13 protein-coding genes and 1 pseudogene are annotated in these 16,620 nt (G+C 61.1%); 9 read left to right on the top strand and 5 right to left on the bottom strand.

Going from position 1 to position 16,620, the window contains the following annotated elements:
* Positions 1–10: 10 nt before the first annotated feature.
* Positions 11–1,300: an MFS transporter gene (locus FFI16_RS23130; RefSeq protein ID WP_138816976.1), complete on the top strand. Its 1,290-nt coding sequence runs from the start codon at positions 11–13 to the stop codon at positions 1,298–1,300.
* A gap of 3 nt (positions 1,301–1,303) precedes the next feature.
* On the opposite strand, the gene FFI16_RS23125 is transcribed toward FFI16_RS23130, so the two are convergent.
* Complete coding sequence (locus FFI16_RS23125) at positions 1,304–2,674, bottom strand: gluconate:H+ symporter (protein ID WP_106805243.1); 1,371 nt, start codon at positions 2,672–2,674, stop codon at positions 1,304–1,306.
* A gap of 216 nt (positions 2,675–2,890) precedes the next feature.
* Here FFI16_RS23125 and FFI16_RS23120 point away from each other — a divergent pair, with 216 nt between their 5' ends.
* The 4 genes from FFI16_RS23120 to FFI16_RS23105 all read left to right on the top strand — a co-directional run bounded on the left by FFI16_RS23120 (position 2,891) and on the right by FFI16_RS23105 (position 9,418).
* Entirely contained in the window at positions 2,891–3,796 is a 906-nt protein-coding gene (locus FFI16_RS23120) for a cation diffusion facilitator family transporter (protein WP_138816975.1), read from the top strand.
* Positions 3,797–3,907: 111 nt separating this feature from the next.
* Complete coding sequence (locus FFI16_RS23115; protein ID WP_138816974.1) at positions 3,908–5,128, top strand: TolC family protein; 1,221 nt, start codon at positions 3,908–3,910, stop codon at positions 5,126–5,128.
* A gap of 18 nt (positions 5,129–5,146) precedes the next feature.
* Positions 5,147–6,253 carry an efflux RND transporter periplasmic adaptor subunit gene (locus FFI16_RS23110; RefSeq protein WP_138816973.1) on the top strand — a complete coding sequence of 369 codons (1,107 nt, stop codon included), beginning with the start codon at positions 5,147–5,149 and terminating at the stop codon, positions 6,251–6,253.
* Between the two features lie 18 nt (positions 6,254–6,271).
* Positions 6,272–9,418 carry a CusA/CzcA family heavy metal efflux RND transporter gene (locus FFI16_RS23105; RefSeq protein ID WP_138816972.1) on the top strand — a complete coding sequence of 1,049 codons (3,147 nt, stop codon included), beginning with the start codon at positions 6,272–6,274 and terminating at the stop codon, positions 9,416–9,418.
* Here the strand turns inward: FFI16_RS23105 and FFI16_RS23100 are convergent.
* The 3 genes from FFI16_RS23100 to FFI16_RS23090 form a co-directional block, all read right to left on the bottom strand.
* A complete protein-coding gene (locus FFI16_RS23100) occupies positions 9,342–10,778 on the bottom strand; it encodes a heavy metal sensor histidine kinase (RefSeq protein WP_138816971.1) in 1,437 nt (478 codons plus the stop codon). The genes FFI16_RS23105 and FFI16_RS23100 overlap by 77 nt on opposite strands.
* Complete coding sequence (locus tag FFI16_RS23095) at positions 10,775–11,449, bottom strand: heavy metal response regulator transcription factor (protein WP_017137677.1); 675 nt, start codon at positions 11,447–11,449, stop codon at positions 10,775–10,777. Before FFI16_RS23095 ends, FFI16_RS23100 begins: the two co-directional genes overlap by 4 nt.
* Positions 11,450–11,792: 343 nt before the next feature.
* Positions 11,793–13,112: an OprD family porin gene (locus tag FFI16_RS23090; RefSeq protein ID WP_138816970.1), complete on the bottom strand. Its 1,320-nt coding sequence runs from the start codon at positions 13,110–13,112 to the stop codon at positions 11,793–11,795.
* 225 nt (positions 13,113–13,337) lie between these two features.
* Between FFI16_RS23090 and FFI16_RS23085 the strand changes: the two genes are divergently transcribed.
* The 4 genes and pseudogenes from FFI16_RS23085 (at position 13,338) to FFI16_RS23075 (ending at position 15,727) form a co-directional block, all read left to right on the top strand.
* A complete protein-coding gene (locus FFI16_RS23085; RefSeq protein ID WP_138816969.1) occupies positions 13,338–13,670 on the top strand; it encodes a DUF2790 domain-containing protein in 333 nt (110 codons plus the stop codon).
* A pseudogene (locus FFI16_RS30960) lies at positions 13,670–14,551 on the top strand (PAS domain-containing protein); the annotation flags it as partial. The gene FFI16_RS23085 and the pseudogene FFI16_RS30960, both read left to right, overlap by 1 nt.
* Before the next feature lie 108 nt (positions 14,552–14,659).
* A complete protein-coding gene (locus FFI16_RS30955; protein WP_370589429.1) occupies positions 14,660–15,091 on the top strand; it encodes a methyl-accepting chemotaxis protein in 432 nt (143 codons plus the stop codon).
* A gap of 60 nt (positions 15,092–15,151) precedes the next feature.
* Complete coding sequence (locus FFI16_RS23075; protein WP_138816967.1) at positions 15,152–15,727, top strand: flavin reductase family protein; 576 nt, start codon at positions 15,152–15,154, stop codon at positions 15,725–15,727.
* Positions 15,728–15,730: 3 nt separating this feature from the next.
* Here the strand turns inward: FFI16_RS23075 and FFI16_RS23070 are convergent, their stop codons facing one another.
* A complete protein-coding gene (locus FFI16_RS23070) occupies positions 15,731–16,615 on the bottom strand; it encodes a LysR family transcriptional regulator (protein ID WP_138816966.1) in 885 nt (294 codons plus the stop codon).
* Positions 16,616–16,620 lie beyond the last annotated feature (5 nt).

The raw sequence follows: 16,620 nt of genomic DNA, 5'->3' as shown, positions 1-16,620 counted from the left end.
GAGCCTTTACATGACTGCCACCTTTTCCACACAGGCGCAGCGTTTTTCCCGCTCCGACTACAAAACCCTGGGCCTGGCCGCCTTGGGCGGCGCCCTGGAAATCTACGACTTCATTATCTTTGTGTTCTTTGCGCTGACCCTCAGCCAATTGTTCTTCCCGCCGCAAATGCCCGAATGGCTGCGTCTGCTGCAAAGTTTCGGCATCTTCGTCACCGGCTACCTGGCGCGCCCGCTGGGCGGCATCCTGATGGCGCACTTCGCTGACCATCTGGGGCGCAAGCGCGTGTTCAGCCTGAGCATCCTGATGATGGCCTTGCCGTGCCTGCTGATCGGGATCATGCCCACCTACGCGCAAATCGGTTATTTCGCCCCGCTGATCCTGCTGGCCCTGCGCGTGCTGCAAGGCGCGGCAGTGGGCGGCGAAGTGCCCAGCGCCTGGACCTTCGTCGCCGAACACGCACCGCGTCACCACCGAGGCTATGCCCTGGGCTTCCTGCAAGCTGGGCTGACCTTCGGCTACCTGCTCGGCGCACTCACCGCGACCTTGCTGGCGCAAATCTTCACCCCTGCCGAGATCCTTGACTACGCCTGGCGCTTCCCGTTCCTGCTCGGCGGCGTGTTCGGAGTGATCGGCGTGTGGCTGCGCCGCTGGCTCAGCGAAACCCCGGTGTTCCTCGAAATGCAGGCCCGTCGCCAGGCCGCCGCCGAAATGCCATTGCGCACTGTGTTGCGCGACCATCGCGCGGTGTTGCTGCCGGCGATGATCCTCACTTGTGTCCTGACCTCGGCAGTCGTGGTGTTGGTAGTTATCACGCCAACCATGATGCAAAAAACCTTCGGCATGAGCCCCAGCCACACCTTCGCCCTAAGCGCGTTGGGCATCGTCTTCCTGAATATCGGCTGCGTGCTCGCCGGTTTGCTGGTGGACCGCATCGGCGCCTGGCGCGCAGTGCTGGTCTACAGCCTGTTGCTGCCGGTGGGTATTGCGGTGCTGTACGCCAGCCTGATCAGCGGCGGCGTGTGGCTGGGCGCGGCGTATGCCGTGGCGGGCTTGAGTTGCGGCGTGGTGGGCGCGGTGCCGTCGGTGATGGTCGGCCTGTTTCCGGTGCAGGTGCGGGTGTCGGGGATTTCGTTTACCTACAACATTGCTTACGCACTGTGGGCGAGTACGACGCCACTGTTGTTGATCGCGTTGATGCCCACCAGCCCGTGGATTTGCGTGGGTTATTGCGTGGTGATGGGCGCGGTGGGCGTGGCAAGTGTTGCGCTGTTTGGTAAGCGCCACACCTTGGCCGCCTGAAACTCAGGTCAAAAAGTGCCAGAGCAGCAGCGTACCGATCAGGCCGACGACCGAAACAATGGTCTGCAACACCGACCATACCCAAATCGTCTGCTTCAACTGCAAACCAAAGTACTCACGCACCATCCAGAACCCAGCGTCGTTGACGTGGCAGAAGAACACCGAGCCCGCGCCAATCGCTAGCGCTACCAATGAGCTCTGGGTCGCGGCCAGCCCGGCCATCATCGGCGCGAGGATGCCCGCCGTGGTGGTGGTAGCGACCGTCGCCGAGCCGGTGGCCTGGCGCAGGGCCACGGCAATCAACCACGCCAGCAGCAGATACGGCATGTGCGCGCCTTCGGCGACCTTGCTGATGGTCTGGCTGACGCCGGCGTCCAGCAGGGTTTGCTTGAGGCCGCCGCCGGCGCCGATGGTCAGCAGCAACACGGCGATGGGCGCGAGGGCTTTGCGCAGGGTGTTGCCAACCTCGGCACGCGGCATGCCGGCGGCCCAGCCCAGGCAGATCACGGCAGCGATGACGGCCAGGCCGAGGGCGATCAGCGGTTCACCGAGGAACTTCAAGGTCAGGCCGACGGTACTTTCGGCTGGCAACGCGACTTTGGCCAAGGTGCTGCCGAGCATCAAAATCACCGGCAGCAAAATGATCAACAGCGACACGCCAAAGCTCGGCTGACGCGGCGCCTTGGGCGGTGCGCTGAACAGCGCGCCGATGTCGGCCGGCTCATCCACGTGCAGGCGCTTGGACAGCCAGTTGCCATAAAGCGGGCCAGCGAGAATCACGGCCGGCACCGCCAGGCAGAAGCCCAGCAGCATGGTCAGGCCCAGGTCGGCGTGCAACGCGCTCACCGCAATCAACGGCCCCGGATGCGGTGGCATCAGGGCGTGCAGGGTGGTCATGCCGGCCAACGCCGGGATGGCGATTTTCAGCAGCGGCTGGTTCGAACGTTTGGCCATCACGAAGATGATCGGCACCATCATCACCAGGCCGACTTCGAAGAACAGCGGCAAACCAATCACCATCGCCACCAGCGCCATCACCCACGGCAGTGACTTGCCCTTGCCCAACCCGAGCAAAGTGGTAGCGATGCGGTCGGCCGCACCGGATTCGGCCATCAGTGCGCCGAGCATCGAGCCCAGGGCAATGATGATCCCGGCTTCACCGAGGATCGCCCCGGCGCCTTTGCTGAAGGCTTTGGCGACTTCTTCCGGCGGCAACCCGGCGCCCACACCGGCGATAAACGTACCGATCAGGATCGACAAGAACGGCGGCAGCTTGGTCGCGCTGATCAACACAATGATGCTGGCGATGGCCAGCAGAACGCAGAACATGAGGCGGGTGTCGTGAACCATCCACGCGGCAGTCGATAACTCCAAAACGGGACTCCTTATCGAACAGGTTGGTTAATTTGTTTCTTTTTGTTTCCTGCTCGAAAAGCATACCTGATAGAACTGCCGCAGCGCTTGCATGGGCGATTTTGGTGCGCTCAATCTAACGGTGAACTGGCGGGCGCGTGACAAGTTTGCAAGGTATGCGCGGGAATTTGGCCTATAGCTCTATGATCAACGGACTACAAACCACGAGGACATGTGATGAGCGCAGGACACAGCCACGCCCAAGTACGCGCCGGCCACGAACGCAAGTTATGGATGGCCCTGGGGCTGACCGGCAGCTTCATGATTGCCGAGGTTATTGGCGCTTTTGTCACCGGTAGCCTGGCGCTGTTGTCCGACGCCGCGCACATGATGACCGACGCTCTGGCCCTGGCGATTTCCCTGGTGGCCATTCAGGTCGCCAAGCGTGCGGCTGACCGCAAGCGCACTTTTGGTTATGCGCGCTTCGAGATCCTGGCGGCGGCCTTCAATGCGCTGCTGCTGTTCGCCGTGGCGTTTTACATCCTCTACGAGGCTTATCAGCGACTGCAGGCGCCGGCCGAAATCCAGTCCACCGGCATGCTGGTGATCGCGGTGCTGGGGCTGATCGTCAACCTGATCTCCATGCGCCTGCTCAGCGCGGCCAGCGGTGAAAGCCTGAATGTGAAGGGCGCTTACCTGGAAGTCTGGAGCGACATGCTCGGTTCTATCGGCGTGATCATCGCTGCGGTGGTGATCATGTTTACCGGCTGGGGTTGGGTGGACTCCGTGGTGGCGGCGGCGATTGGTTTCTGGGTGTTGCCACGTACCTGGACGCTGCTCAAGGAAAGCATGAACGTACTGCTGCAAGGCGTGCCGGACGGCGTGGATATCGATCAGGTTGAGCAGGCCATTCGCAGCGTGCCTGGGGTCAAGGACGTACACGACCTGCATATCTGGGCGCTGACCAGCGGCAAGAATGTGCTCAGCACGCATTTGGTCGCCGATCCGTCCCAAGGCACTGAGCAACAAATCCTCACGTTGGTGACGGAATTGCTCCACGAACAATTCGATATTTCCCATGTCACCTTGCAGGTCGAAGGCGAAGGCTTTCATCACGACGACCATGACGAGGTGCACGCCTGAGGCGGTGCCTGTCGGATTTGTAATCTTCGCTCCACCGCTCTGATAAGTCGCGAAAGCTACATTGCCCCCGCTGGGAAACCTCAGCGACTTCATGGGCGTGGAACTCTCGTTATGGCACTTTTTTTTAGAACACTTTTGGGGGCTGCAGCGTTATGGGTAGCGGCGAACGCTGCCCAGGCGCAAACCCTGACGCTCGATTCAGCCTTGCAAACCGCCTTCGCCAACAACCCCGACCTGGCCGCCGCGCAATGGGAAATCGACATCGCCCAAGGCGGCCGCCAGCAAGCGGGTTTGATCCCTAACCCGGTGGCTTCCTGGGATGCCGAAGACACCCGCCGCAACTCGCGCACCACCACCATCAAACTCAGCCAGACCCTGGAGCTGGGCGGCAAACGCGGTGCGCGCATTGATGTGGCAACGCGCGCTCAGGATGCCGCCGCGTTGACCCTTGAGCAGCGGCGCAACGGTCTGCGCGCCGATGTGATCGACAGCTACTACGGTGCCCTGCGTGCCCAGGAACGCCTCGACTTGGCGCAACGCTCAATGGCTTTGGCCGAGCGTGGCCTGGTGGTCGCCAATGGTCGCGTCAAAGCCGGTAAATCGTCGCCGGTAGAAGCCACTCGCGCCCAGGTGCAGTTGTCGGAGATCCGCCTTGAACTGAACCGCGCCCAGATCGGCCTCACGGACGCCTACCGCCGCCTCGCCGCCAGCACCGGCAGCGCCACCCCTGACTTCCAGGCGGTCGCCACCCAAAGCCAATCCGCACCACCGTTGCCGCCTTCCGCCCAGTTGCTGGCGCGCCTTGAGCAAACCACCGAGTTGCGCCTGGCTGAACTGCAAATCCAGCAAAACGAGGCCAGCGTAGGGCTGGAAAAAGCCCAGCGGATTCCCGACCTCGACGTGTCCATCGGCAGCCAGTACGACGCCAGCGTGCGCGAGCGTGTGAACGTGGTGGGCGTGTCGATGCCGATCCCGTTGTTCAATCGTAACCAGGGCAATGTGCTGGCCGCCAGCCGCCGCGCCGACCAGGCCCGCGACCTGCGCAACGCCGTCGAACTGCGCCTGCGTACCGAAACCCGCCAGGCCCTGGACCTGTGGCAAACCGCCAATACCGAAGTGCGCACCTTCAACCAACAGATCCTGCCCGCCGCCCAAAGCGCGGTGGACAGCGCCACCCGTGGCTTCGAGATGGGCAAGTTCAACTTCCTCGACGTGCTCGACGCCCAGCGCACCTTGATCGCCGCGCGCACCCAATACCTCACGGCGACCGCCCAGGCCACCGATGCCTGGGTGCGTATCGAACGGATCTACGGCGACCTCGCCCGATTTTGATTTTTTCTGGAGTCCTCTATGAAACATAAACATGGCGTGGCGCTGGCCGTCGCCCTGAGCCTGTTGCTGTCTGGCTTTGCCGTCGCCGATGAAGAAGAAGGCGCGCTTGAACTCACTGAACAGCAGATCCAGGCCGCCGGTATCCAGCTCGCCCAGGCCCAACCGCGCTCGATCAGCACGGTGCTGACGCTGCCGGGGGAAGTGCGTTTCGACGAGGACCGCACTTCGCACATCGTCCCGCGTGCGGCCGGTGTGGTGGAGGCGGTCAAGGTCAACCTTGGCCAGTCGGTGAAGAAAGGCGAGCTGTTGGCGGTGATCTCCAGCCAGCAGATTTCCGACCAGCGCAGCGAGCTGGCGGCCAGCGAGCGCCGAGTTGAATTGGCGCGCACCACCTTCCAGCGCGAACGCCAATTGTGGAAGGACGAAATCTCTGCCGAACAGGATTACCTGCTGGCGCGACAGACCTTGCAAGAGGCCGAAATCGCCCTGAACAATGCGCGCCAGAAGATGACCGCCCTCAGCGGCAGCGCGGTCCTGGTCGGTGGCAATCGTTATGAACTGCGTGCGCCGTTTGCCGGCGTGGTGGTGGAAAAACACCTCGGCGTCGGCGAAGTGGTCAGCGAGACCAGCAACGCCTTCACGCTCTCGGACTTGTCCCAGGTGTGGGTCACCTTCGGTGTGTTTCCCAAGGATTTGAACAAGGTTCGGGTCGGCAAACCAGTGAAGGTCATCTCCACGGAAATGGGCACTGAAGTGCAGGGCTCCGTGGCCTACGTGGGCAACTTGCTCGGCGAGCAGACGCGTACCGCCACCGTGCGCGTGAGCGTGCCCAACCCCGACGACGCCTGGCGCCCGGGCCTGTTTGTGACGGTGCAATTGGCCACCGATACCTACCAGGCCAAGGTCACCGTGCCGCAAACCGCAATCCAGACTGTCGAGGACAAACCCTCGGTGTTCGTGCGCACTGCGGATGGCTTTATCACCCGCCACCTTGAACTCGGTGTGAGCGAAAACGGCTACGTCGAAGTGCGCCAGGGCCTTGAGGCCGGAGCGCAGGTGGCCACCGTCGGCAGCTTCATCCTCAAGTCCGAACTGGGTAAAGGCTCGGCCGAGCACGCCCATTGATCCTGCGAGTGATTCCCCATGTTTGAGCGCCTTATCCAATTCGCCATCGAGCAGCGCATCATCGTGCTGCTGGCGGTGCTGTTGATGGCCGGTGTCGGCATCGCCAGCTATCAAAAGTTGCCCATCGACGCGGTGCCCGACATCACCAACGTGCAGGTGCAGATCAACTCGGCGGCGGCCGGTTTTTCACCGCTGGAAACCGAGCAACGCATCACTTTTCCGATTGAAACCGCCATGGCCGGGCTGCCGGGTCTGCAACAGACGCGTTCGCTGTCGCGTTCGGGGTTGTCCCAGGTGACGGTGATTTTCAAAGACGGCACCGACCTGTTCTTCGCCCGTCAATTGGTCAACGAGCGCCTGCAAGTGGCACGCGGGCAATTGCCGTTGGGTATCGAAACCGCGATGGGGCCGATTTCCACCGGCCTTGGGGAGATTTTCCTGTGGACCGTCGAGGCCGAAGACGGCGCGCGCAAGGACGACGGCACGCCCTACACGCCGACCGACCTGCGCGTGATCCAGGACTGGATCATCAAGCCGCAATTGCGCAATGTGCCGGGCGTGGCCGAGATCAACACCATCGGTGGTTTCGCCAAGGAATACCAGATAGCCCCGGACCCCAAGCGCCTGGCGGCCTACAACCTGACCTTGGGCGATCTGGTCACGGCGCTGGAGCGCAATAATGCCAACGTCGGCGCCGGTTATATCGAGCGCAGCGGCGAACAATTGCTGATCCGCGCGCCGGGGCAGGTGGCGTCCATTGATGATATCGCCAACATCGTCATCACCAGCTCCGACGGCACGCCGATCCGCGTGCGTAATGTGGCGCAGGTGGAAATCGGCCGTGAGTTGCGCACTGGTGCGGCCACCGAAAACGGGCGTGAAGTGGTGCTGGGCACGGTGTTTATGTTGATCGGTGAAAACAGCCGCACCGTGTCCCAGGCGGTGGCGAAGAAACTCGCAGAGATCAACCGCTCACTGCCCGCCGGTGTGGTCGCCGTGACGGTCTACGACCGTACCAACCTGGTGGAAAAAGCCATCGCCACCGTGAAGAAAAACCTTTTCGAAGGCGCGCTGTTGGTGGTCGCCGTACTGTTTCTGTTCCTCGGCAATATCCGCGCGGCGCTGATCACGGCGATGGTGATCCCGCTGGCGATGTTGTTCACTTTTACCGGCATGTTCACCAACAAAGTCAGCGCCAACCTGATGAGCCTGGGCGCGTTGGACTTCGGCATTATCGTCGACGGCGCGGTGGTGATCGTCGAAAACGCGATCCGCCGCCTGGCCCATGCACAGCAGCGGCACGGGCGGTTGTTAACGCGCAGCGAGCGCCTGCACGAAGTGTTCGCGGCGGCCAAGGAAGCACGGCGTGCGCTGATCTTCGGGCAACTGATCATCATGGTGGTTTACCTGCCGATCTTCGCCCTTACTGGCGTGGCCGGGAAGATGTTCCATCCCATGGCCTTCACTGTGGTGATTGCGCTGCTGGGCGCGATGATTCTGTCGGTGACGTTCGTGCCGGCCGCAATTGCCTTGTTTGTGACCGGCAAGGTCAAGGAAGAAGAAAACCTGGTGATGCGCACTGCACGTCGGGTCTATGCGCCGGTGCTGGATTGGGTGATGACGCGCCGTTCATTAGTGTTCGGTTTGGCAGTGCTGACCATCGTCGCCTCGGGCGCGGTGGCCAGTCGCATGGGCAGTGAGTTTATCCCCAGCCTCAGTGAAGGCGACTTCGCCCAGCAGGCTTTGCGCGTACCCGGTACCAGCCTGTCGCAATCGGTGCAGATGCAACAGCAGCTGGAAAAAATACTGATCGCCCAAGTGCCGGAAATCGAGCGTGTATTTGCGCGCACCGGCACGGCGGAAATCGCCTCCGACCCAATGCCGCCGAACATTTCCGACAGCTATGTGATGCTTAAACCGAAGGACCAATGGCCGGATCCGAACAAGTCCCGCGAAGCGCTGATCGCCGATATCCAACGCGCCAGTGCGATTGTGCCGGGCAGTGCGTATGAACTGTCGCAACCGATCCAGCTGCGCTTCAACGAGCTGATTTCCGGGGTACGCAGTGATGTGGCGGTGAAGGTGTTTGGCGATGATATGGCGGTGCTCAACAAGACCGCCGGGGAAATCGCCGAGACGTTGCAAAAGCTTGGTGGCGCCTCGGAGGTGAAGGTGGAACAGACCTCCGGCCTGCCAGTGCTGACGATCAATATCGACCGTGACAAAGCCGCACGTTTTGGCCTGAATGTGGGCGATGTGCAGGACACCATTGCCGTGGCCGTGGGTGGGCGCCAGGCCGGTACGTTGTACGAAGGCGACCGGCGTTTCGACATGGTGGTGCGGTTGTCCGACGCGTTGCGTACCGATATCGAGGGCTTGTCGCGGCTGTTGATCCCGGTGCCGGCGTTGGCCGGCAGTGCGGCGGGGCAGTTGGGCTTTATTGCCTTGTCCCAGGTGGCGAGCCTGGATCTGGTGCTCGGCCCGAACCAGATCAGCCGCGAGAACGGCAAGCGTCTGGTAATCGTCAGCGCCAACGTGCGTGGGCGCGATATTGGCTCGTTTGTTGAAGAGGCCGAGACGGCCATCAGCACCCAAGTGAAAGTGCCCGCCGGTTACTGGACCACCTGGGGCGGCCAGTTCGAACAGTTGAAGGAAGCCTCCGAGCGTTTGCGCATCGTGGTGCCGGTGGCGTTGCTGCTGGTGTTCGGGTTGCTGTTTATGATGTTCAACAACCTCAAGGATGGCTTGCTGGTGTTTACCGGGATTCCGTTCGCCTTGACCGGTGGCATCATGGCGCTGTGGCTACGCGATATTCCGCTATCAATCTCGGCGGGCGTGGGTTTTATCGCGTTGTCCGGTGTGGCGGTGCTGAACGGCCTGGTGATGATTGCCTTCATCCGCAACCTGCGTGAAGAAGGGCGCTCGTTAGCGTTGGCGGTCAACGAAGGCGCGCTGACACGCTTGCGCCCGGTGTTGATGACGGCGCTGGTAGCGTCACTTGGTTTTATCCCCATGGCGCTCGCCACCGGCACCGGCGCCGAAGTGCAGCGGCCGCTGGCAACGGTGGTGATCGGCGGGATTATTTCCTCTACGTTGCTGACCTTGCTGGTGCTGCCGGCGCTGTACCAGTGGGCGCATCGCAAGGAAGAGGAAACACCAGCCTAAACAAGGTAAAGCCACCGGGCAGGCTGCGCACGTCAGCCTGCCCCTGGTGCAGGGCCATGATGGATTGCACGATGGCCAGGCCCAGCCCGGTGCCGCCTTCGGTGCGGGCGCGGCTGCTGTCGACGCGGTAGAAACGTTCGAACAGGTGCGGCAAGTGCTGCGCTTCGATCCCGGGGCCGGGGTTGCCGACTGACAGCGCAACCTGATTGCCATAGGCCTCCACCAGCATTGAAATATGCGATTGCGCCGGGCTGTGGCGAATGGCATTGGACAGCAGATTGGACAGGGCGCGCTGAATCATCAGGCGGTCGCCCTGCACCTGGGCATCGCCGCTGAGGGTCAGGGTCAGTTGTTTGTCTTCGGCACTCAGGGCAAACAAATCTATCACCCGATGGGCTTCGTCCGCGAGCGACACTTGGGTAAATGAGCCCCGCGCGGCCGGATGGCTGACCTGGGCCAGAAACAGCATGTCGGAGACGATGCGCGCCAGGCGTTCGAGCTCTTCGGTGTTGGACTCCAGCACCGCTTTGTATTCCTCCGGTGGCCGCTGGCGGGACAGCGTCACCTGGGCCTTGCCCATCAGGTTGGTCAGGGGCGCGCGCATTTCGTGGGCCAGGTCGTCGGAGAATTGCGACAGCTGTTGCACGCCCGCGTCCAGGCGGTCGAGCATCACATTGAAGCCATGGGCCAATTCGCCCAGCTCATGGGGCAGGTTGTCGACGGATAAACGGTGGGTCAGGTCCTGGGTGGTGACTTTGGCCGCCACATGGCTGAACTGCTTCAACGGCGCGAGCCCGCGTTGTACCAACCACCAGGCGCCCATGCCGATCAGGATCAGCAGCATCGGCAGGGCAATCAAAGTGGCGCGCAGGTAGGCACTGAGCAACGCCTGGTCGTCCATGCGATCCAGCGACAGCAGCACGCGCACCCTTTCGCCATTGGCCAGGCGCATCAGGCTGGAGGCGCTGAGCACCTGGTTGCCATTGCTGTCGGCCCAATTGAGGTAGCCAAGGGTTTCCTTGGGGGTGAAGTCTGTGAGCAAAGGCTCCTGGGGCTTGGCGCCGATGCTCAGCAGTACGCTTTCATCCGGCGCGGTGCCGACGATGGTCAGGTAGAAATTGTCGTGGCCGATCACCAGGTCCATCAACGAGTGCGGGCGGGCACGGATGCGGTTGGCATCCAGGCCTTGGGCCAGGCTGTGCTGGATTTGCTCCATCTTGCTTTCCAGGTTCTTGCGCGCGAGCTTTTCCAATTCGTGGGTCAGTGCCACGTACGCCAGGGTCGCCAGCAACAGCACCAGGCCGGCGCCCATCAGGCTGACCGTCAAGCCAAGGCGCATCGACAAACTGCCGGTTCTCATCCGCGCGCCTCCAGCACATAACCCACGCCGCGAATGGTGTGGATCAACTTGACCTCGCTCTGGTCGTCGACCTTGGCCCGCAGGCGGCTGATGGAGACTTCCACCACATTGGTGTCGCAGTCGAAATTCATGTCCCACACGAGGGAAATAATCTGCGTGCGGGTCAGTACTTCGCCGGTCTGGCGCATCAGCACCTGCAACAGCGCGAACTCCTTGGTGGTCAGGTCTATACGGCGGGTGCCGCGATAGGCGCGATGGCGGCGCGGGTCCAGCTCCAGGTCCAATACGCGGAACACGTCTGGCTGCGGGATATGTTCGCTGCGCCGCAACAGGGTACGCACCCGGGCCAGCAACTCGGGAAATTCGAAAGGTTTGACCAAGTAATCATCGGCGCCCATGTCCAGGCCTTTGATCTTGTCGGCCAGGCGGCCACGGGCAGTCAACATCATCACCCGTTGCGTGCCATTGCGGCGCAATTGCTCCAGCACTTCCCAGCCATCCTTGCCCGGCAGGTTGACGTCGAGAATGACCAACTCATAGGCGTGCTGCCCGGCCAGGTGCAGGCCGTCGATGCCATTGGACGCGCAGTCCACCACATAGCCGCTTTCATTCAAGCCCTGTTGCAGGTAGTCGGCAGTTTTTTGCTCGTCCTCAACCACAAGGATACGCATGGGGGTTTACCTTTTACTGAGGGAGAAGGGCTCCATTTCCTTATGGAATTAGGTGTTTTGTGAGTAGGAAAAGTCTGAACCGTGAAGTAGCTTCAGGGTCAACTGTGACCATTGGCCGCTGTTAAACCTGCCCGCAAAAAAAAACGCCCCGAGGGGCGTTAAAAATTCATCTCTTTTCCAAAGGAGCTACAAAAAAGCTTCTAGAGACGAATGTTGCTCGGTGCAAACAAGTTGATGCGAGTATAGGAAGTTCAACTTAACGAGAAGCTGAGCCCAATATTACAGTTTTGATAACTGGATATTTGTGAACAGATGTTAGTTAACGGCAAGCGAATGTAATCACTCACAGTGCAACCAGTGGATACTCTGCAATCAAGCGAACTTCCTCCAGGTCTGACTCGAATGCACTGGAGCGCACAGTGGCTTGGCGTAAACGCAAGGACAAATCCTTGAGGCTGCCACTTTGCACCACATACTTGGCCTCGATATCCCGTTCCCAACGGCGTTGATCGGTCAGCGGGTTACCCGCCGCATCGCGGCGCATGTACACCGCGTTGGCATTGCTGTAGTCGGCGCCGGTGCCTTTGGCGTAGCGGGTCATGAATGACAGGCCGGGAATGCCGAAGGCCTGCATGTCCAGGTCGTAGCGCGCCATCCATGAGCGCTCCTTGGGCGAGTTGAAATCGCTGTACTGGATCGAGTTGTTGAGGAAGATCGAGTCCGACTGGCGCAGGTAATCGAAGTCGTCATTGCCGTTGTTGCGCTGGTGCGAGAGGGCCAGGCTGTGGGCGCCGACCTTGACCCCAAGCCTGGCGCTCCAGATGTTGTTATTGAATTCGCCGAGCAGTTTTTTGCCTTCATCCACGGCCTTGTAATAGTTGACGTCGCCGAACAAGGACACGTCTTCGCTCAGCGGGTAACTGGCGTTGGTACCGACGTAGTACTGGTCCCAGGCGTCTTTTAAACGGCTGCTGTACAGGCTGACACTCAGGTGTTTGTTGACGGTGTAGTCACCACCGAAATAGCCGATCCAGGGTGAGTCGACCTTGCCTGCATAGAAGGTCGCAAAGCCCTTGTTCATGCCACTTTCACTCGGCTGGCTCATACCGCTCAGGCGCCCGCCTTGCAGGCTCAAGCCCTCAAGGCTGGTGTTCTGCGCGGTGACGCCGCGAAAGCTTTGCGGCAACAGGCGCGAATCGCCAGCGGCGACCACCGGTGTGGCGGGGAACACGTCGCCGGCTTTGATTACCGTATCCAGCACCCGCAGTTTCGCTGCGCCACCGAATTTGCTGTAACCACTTTCGGGGTGGTTGTCGCTGTCTACCGGCAGTACGCCGAACGAACCCTTGCCGCCGCTGCGACCGGTGCCCGAGTCGAGCTTGAGGCCATACATGCCAAAGGCATCCAGGCCGAAGCCAACCGTGCCTTGGGTAAACCCGGACTCGAATTTGCCGATCAAGCCCTGCGCCAAGGCTTCGGAGTAGCCGTTGCCGGTAGGGCTGGACTGGCCCTTGCGGTCATCACGGTTGAAGTAAAACGTGCGCGCCAGCACGTTGAAGCGGCTGCCTTCGATAAAACCTTCGGGCTTGTCCTCTACGGCCGCGGCCGCCAGGGGCAGCGCGGCCAGCAAGGAAAAGGGAAGGATGAAGTAAGTAATGTGCATGTTTCGCTCCTTGGTAGTGGCAGTTTTCAGCTTCTTATAGAGGCGGGCATTCTTATTGATCTGGCCCGGGCTGATAGTTGCAAACCGTGGATAACGAACTCATGGCGTGAACATTACAATTCTGGAAGCTTACAACACATAACAAATAAGTAACGTTTTGGTGAACATTGCGTCAGGGTTGTTCGATTAATCTCGTCACTGAACTTTTCAGACGAGGAACTAATGATGAAAGCTTATAAAGTTGCCCTGGGTGTCTTGGTCGCGCTCATGTCTTTTGGTGCGTTGGCCGAAGGCGGCGGGGATCGCACCTTTGCCCTGATGATGGAGCGCAATGAAAAAGCCATGGCCGCTTACGCCGCAAAGAAAGGCAAGCCCGCGCCCGAGGTGCAGGCCTACCGCTATGGCATGAAGCTGGACATTGAGAAGGTGGTGAATGTGACGCCGCCGATCCGCTCCTGCGCGGCGGTGCCGTCGCGCATGACCTATGAAGACTCCACCGGCAAGCTCAATACCCTTGAATATCAAGTGATGGGCGTGTGTCGAAACAACGGCGGTTAATGGATCCAAAAAAACAGTTGGCTGCGGCGAAAAAAGCGCTTCAGAAAACGCCGGCAGCGCCGATGCAGGTCAGATCCACCTCCCCAAATGCCTATCGGTGCCCCATGTTCAATACCCGCCTGAAGCAAGAGCTGACTGCTCTTCGCGAAGAATTGTCGAGCTTGCAACAGGTCAAGGAGAGCCTGGAAAGTGAAATGCTGTGCCTGACGCTGGATGCCGACGGCCGGGTGGAGTGGGCCAATGCCAACTTCCTGCAGGAACTGGTGTACCAGGCCAGCAACCTCGTGGGGCGTCACATTGATGAGTTGGTGCCTGCGCATGTGCGCCAGGACGAATTCCAGCTGCGCTTTAAAAATGCCCTGGTGCGCGGCGAACACTTCGCCGGCACCGTGCGCCTGATGCGTGGCAACGGCAAGGAAGCGTGGCTGCGCTCTATCGTGCAGCCGGTGCGCAACTCGGCGGGGCGCATCAAGCATTTTTCGATTTACTCAAGCGACCTCACCCGTACCATCGAGGCGTCGCGCGAGCATGAAAACCTGATTACCGCGCTGGTGCGCTCCACGGCGGTGATTGAATTCGATTTAGATGGGCATGTGCTCACAGCCAATGACCGCTTCCTCGGTGGCATGGGTTACAGCCTGGCGCAGATCCAGGGCAAGCATCACCGCATGTTCTGCGAACCGCAGGAGTACAACAGCAGCGAATACCAACAGTTCTGGAAGCGCCTGAACGCCGGTGAATTTGTTGCGGCACGCTTCAAGCGGGTCGATAGCCATGGCCGCACGGTTTGGTTGGAAGCCACGTACAACCCAGTGCTGGACGCCAATGACCGCCTGTACAAAGTGGTCAAGTTCGCCACGGTGATTACCGATCAGGTCAATCAGGAACAAGCTGTGGCCGAGGCAGCCAACATTGCCTACAGCACCTCGCTGCAAACCGACAACAGCGCCCAGCGCGGCACCACCGTGGTGACCCAGGCGGTGGATGTGATGCGTGACCTGGCCAAGCATATGCAGCAGGCAGGTGACGGCATCGAGGCGCTGAATGCCCAGTCCCAAGTGATCGGCACCATCGTCAAGACCATCAGCGGCATCGCCGAGCAGACCAACCTGCTGGCGCTCAACGCAGCCATCGAGGCGGCGCGTGCCGGTGAGCAGGGCCGTGGCTTTGCGGTGGTGGCCGATGAGGTACGTCAGTTGGCCTCGCGTACCAGCAAAGCCACCGAAGAAATCGTCGGCGTAGTGCGCCAGAACCAGGACATGGCCCGCGATGCGGTGACCTTGATGAATGACGGTCGCCTGCAGGCCGAGCAAGGCTTGGCCCTGGCGGCCGAAGCGGGCACGGTGATCGTGGAGATTCAGGACGGCGCGCAAAAAGTCGTCAGCGCGGTCGGGCAGTTCGCCAATCAGCTGTCGAGCTGACCCGCAGGGCTTGTGCTTGAGGTATCGTAGGTTTTTTCTTGCTTGAAGAGCCGACCCTCCATGAGCCCGACCCACCGTCGCCCCGTTCCGCTGTCCAAGGCCTACCGCTTGCTCAACCACGGCCCGACCGTGCTGGTGAGTGCCGCCCACGACGGCAAACGCAATATCATGGCGGCTGCCTGGGCCATGCCATTGGATTTCGAACCGCCGAAGGTCGCCGTGGTGTTGGACAAGTCCACCTGGACCCGCCAACTGCTGGAAGGCGCTGGCACGTTTGTGTTGCAAGTACCCTGTGTGGCGCAGGCCGATCTGGTGCAGACGGTCGGCAATACCAGCGGCTCCGAAACGGATAAGTTCGCCGCGTACGGCCTGCACACCTTCAGTGGCGAGCACACCCCGGCACCGCTGCTGGAAGGCTGCGTGGCCTGGCTGGAGTGCCGCTTGCTGCCCGAGCCACACAACCAACAGACCTACGACCTGTTCCTCGGCGAAGTGGTCGCCGCCTATGCCGACGAGCGCGTGTTCAGCGAGGGGCATTGGCACTTCGAAGGGCATGACGAATTGCGCACCTTGCACCATATCGCCGGCGGGAATTTCCTCAGCATCGGTGCGCCGGTTGTCGGGCGCCAGCTCTAAGCCTTACCAGCGCGCGTTTGCCAAGGCGTCGGCAAACGCCATGAGCTTTGGCGAGTATTGCCGGGACGGCGGGTAGACCAAAGAGATCGCCCGACTGCGCCCGGCAAACGCTTGCAGTATGGGCACTAGCCGCCCGGCAGCGAGGTCATCGCGCACGGCAAAATCCATCACTTGGGCGATGCCGTAGCCGCCCAGCGCGGCGTCCACCATCGCGTCACCGATATCAAAGATCAACCGACCTTCGACGCCTGCGTCCTGCACCTTGCCGTCGCGTATGAATTGCCAATCGACCAGGCGGCCGTTACGCAGATTGCGTACGGTAATGCAGTTGTGATCCTTAAGATCCTCAATGCTGTGCGGGATGCCGAAACGCGCAAGGTAACTGGGCGCGGCGACGGTGACCCAACGCAGCGGCGGCAGGGCGCGGGCGATCAGGCGCTGGTCCTGGATCTCGCCGGTACGCAACAACGCATCAAAACCTTCGTCGACAATATCCACCAGGCGGTCGGTCATCACCGCTTCAATGCGCAACTCCGGGTAACGCAAGGTCAGCTCGCCGATCACCGGCATCACCACTTTGCGCCCGAACAGCGACGGCGTGCTGATCTTCAACAGGCCGGACGGACTGCTGCGCCGGTCGAGCATCAACTTTTCGGTTTCGGCCAATTCCGCCAGTAACGGCGCGCAGCGTTCGTACAACATTTGCCCGTCGGGTGTGAGGCTGACGCTGCGAGTGTTGCGTTGCAGCAGGCGCACGCCCAGCTCGCTTTCCAGCCGCGAGATAGCGCGCGACAGCCCGGATTGGGTGAGCCCCAAGTCACCCGCAGCACGCGTGAAGCTGCGAGTTTCGGCCACACGGGCCAGCAGGCGAACAGCGTTCAGATCCATGATTA

The organism is Pseudomonas sp. KBS0710 (assembly GCF_005938045.2).
Lineage (GTDB): Bacteria > Pseudomonadota > Gammaproteobacteria > Pseudomonadales > Pseudomonadaceae > Aquipseudomonas.
This window is presented reverse-complemented; position numbering and strand designations above follow the sequence as displayed.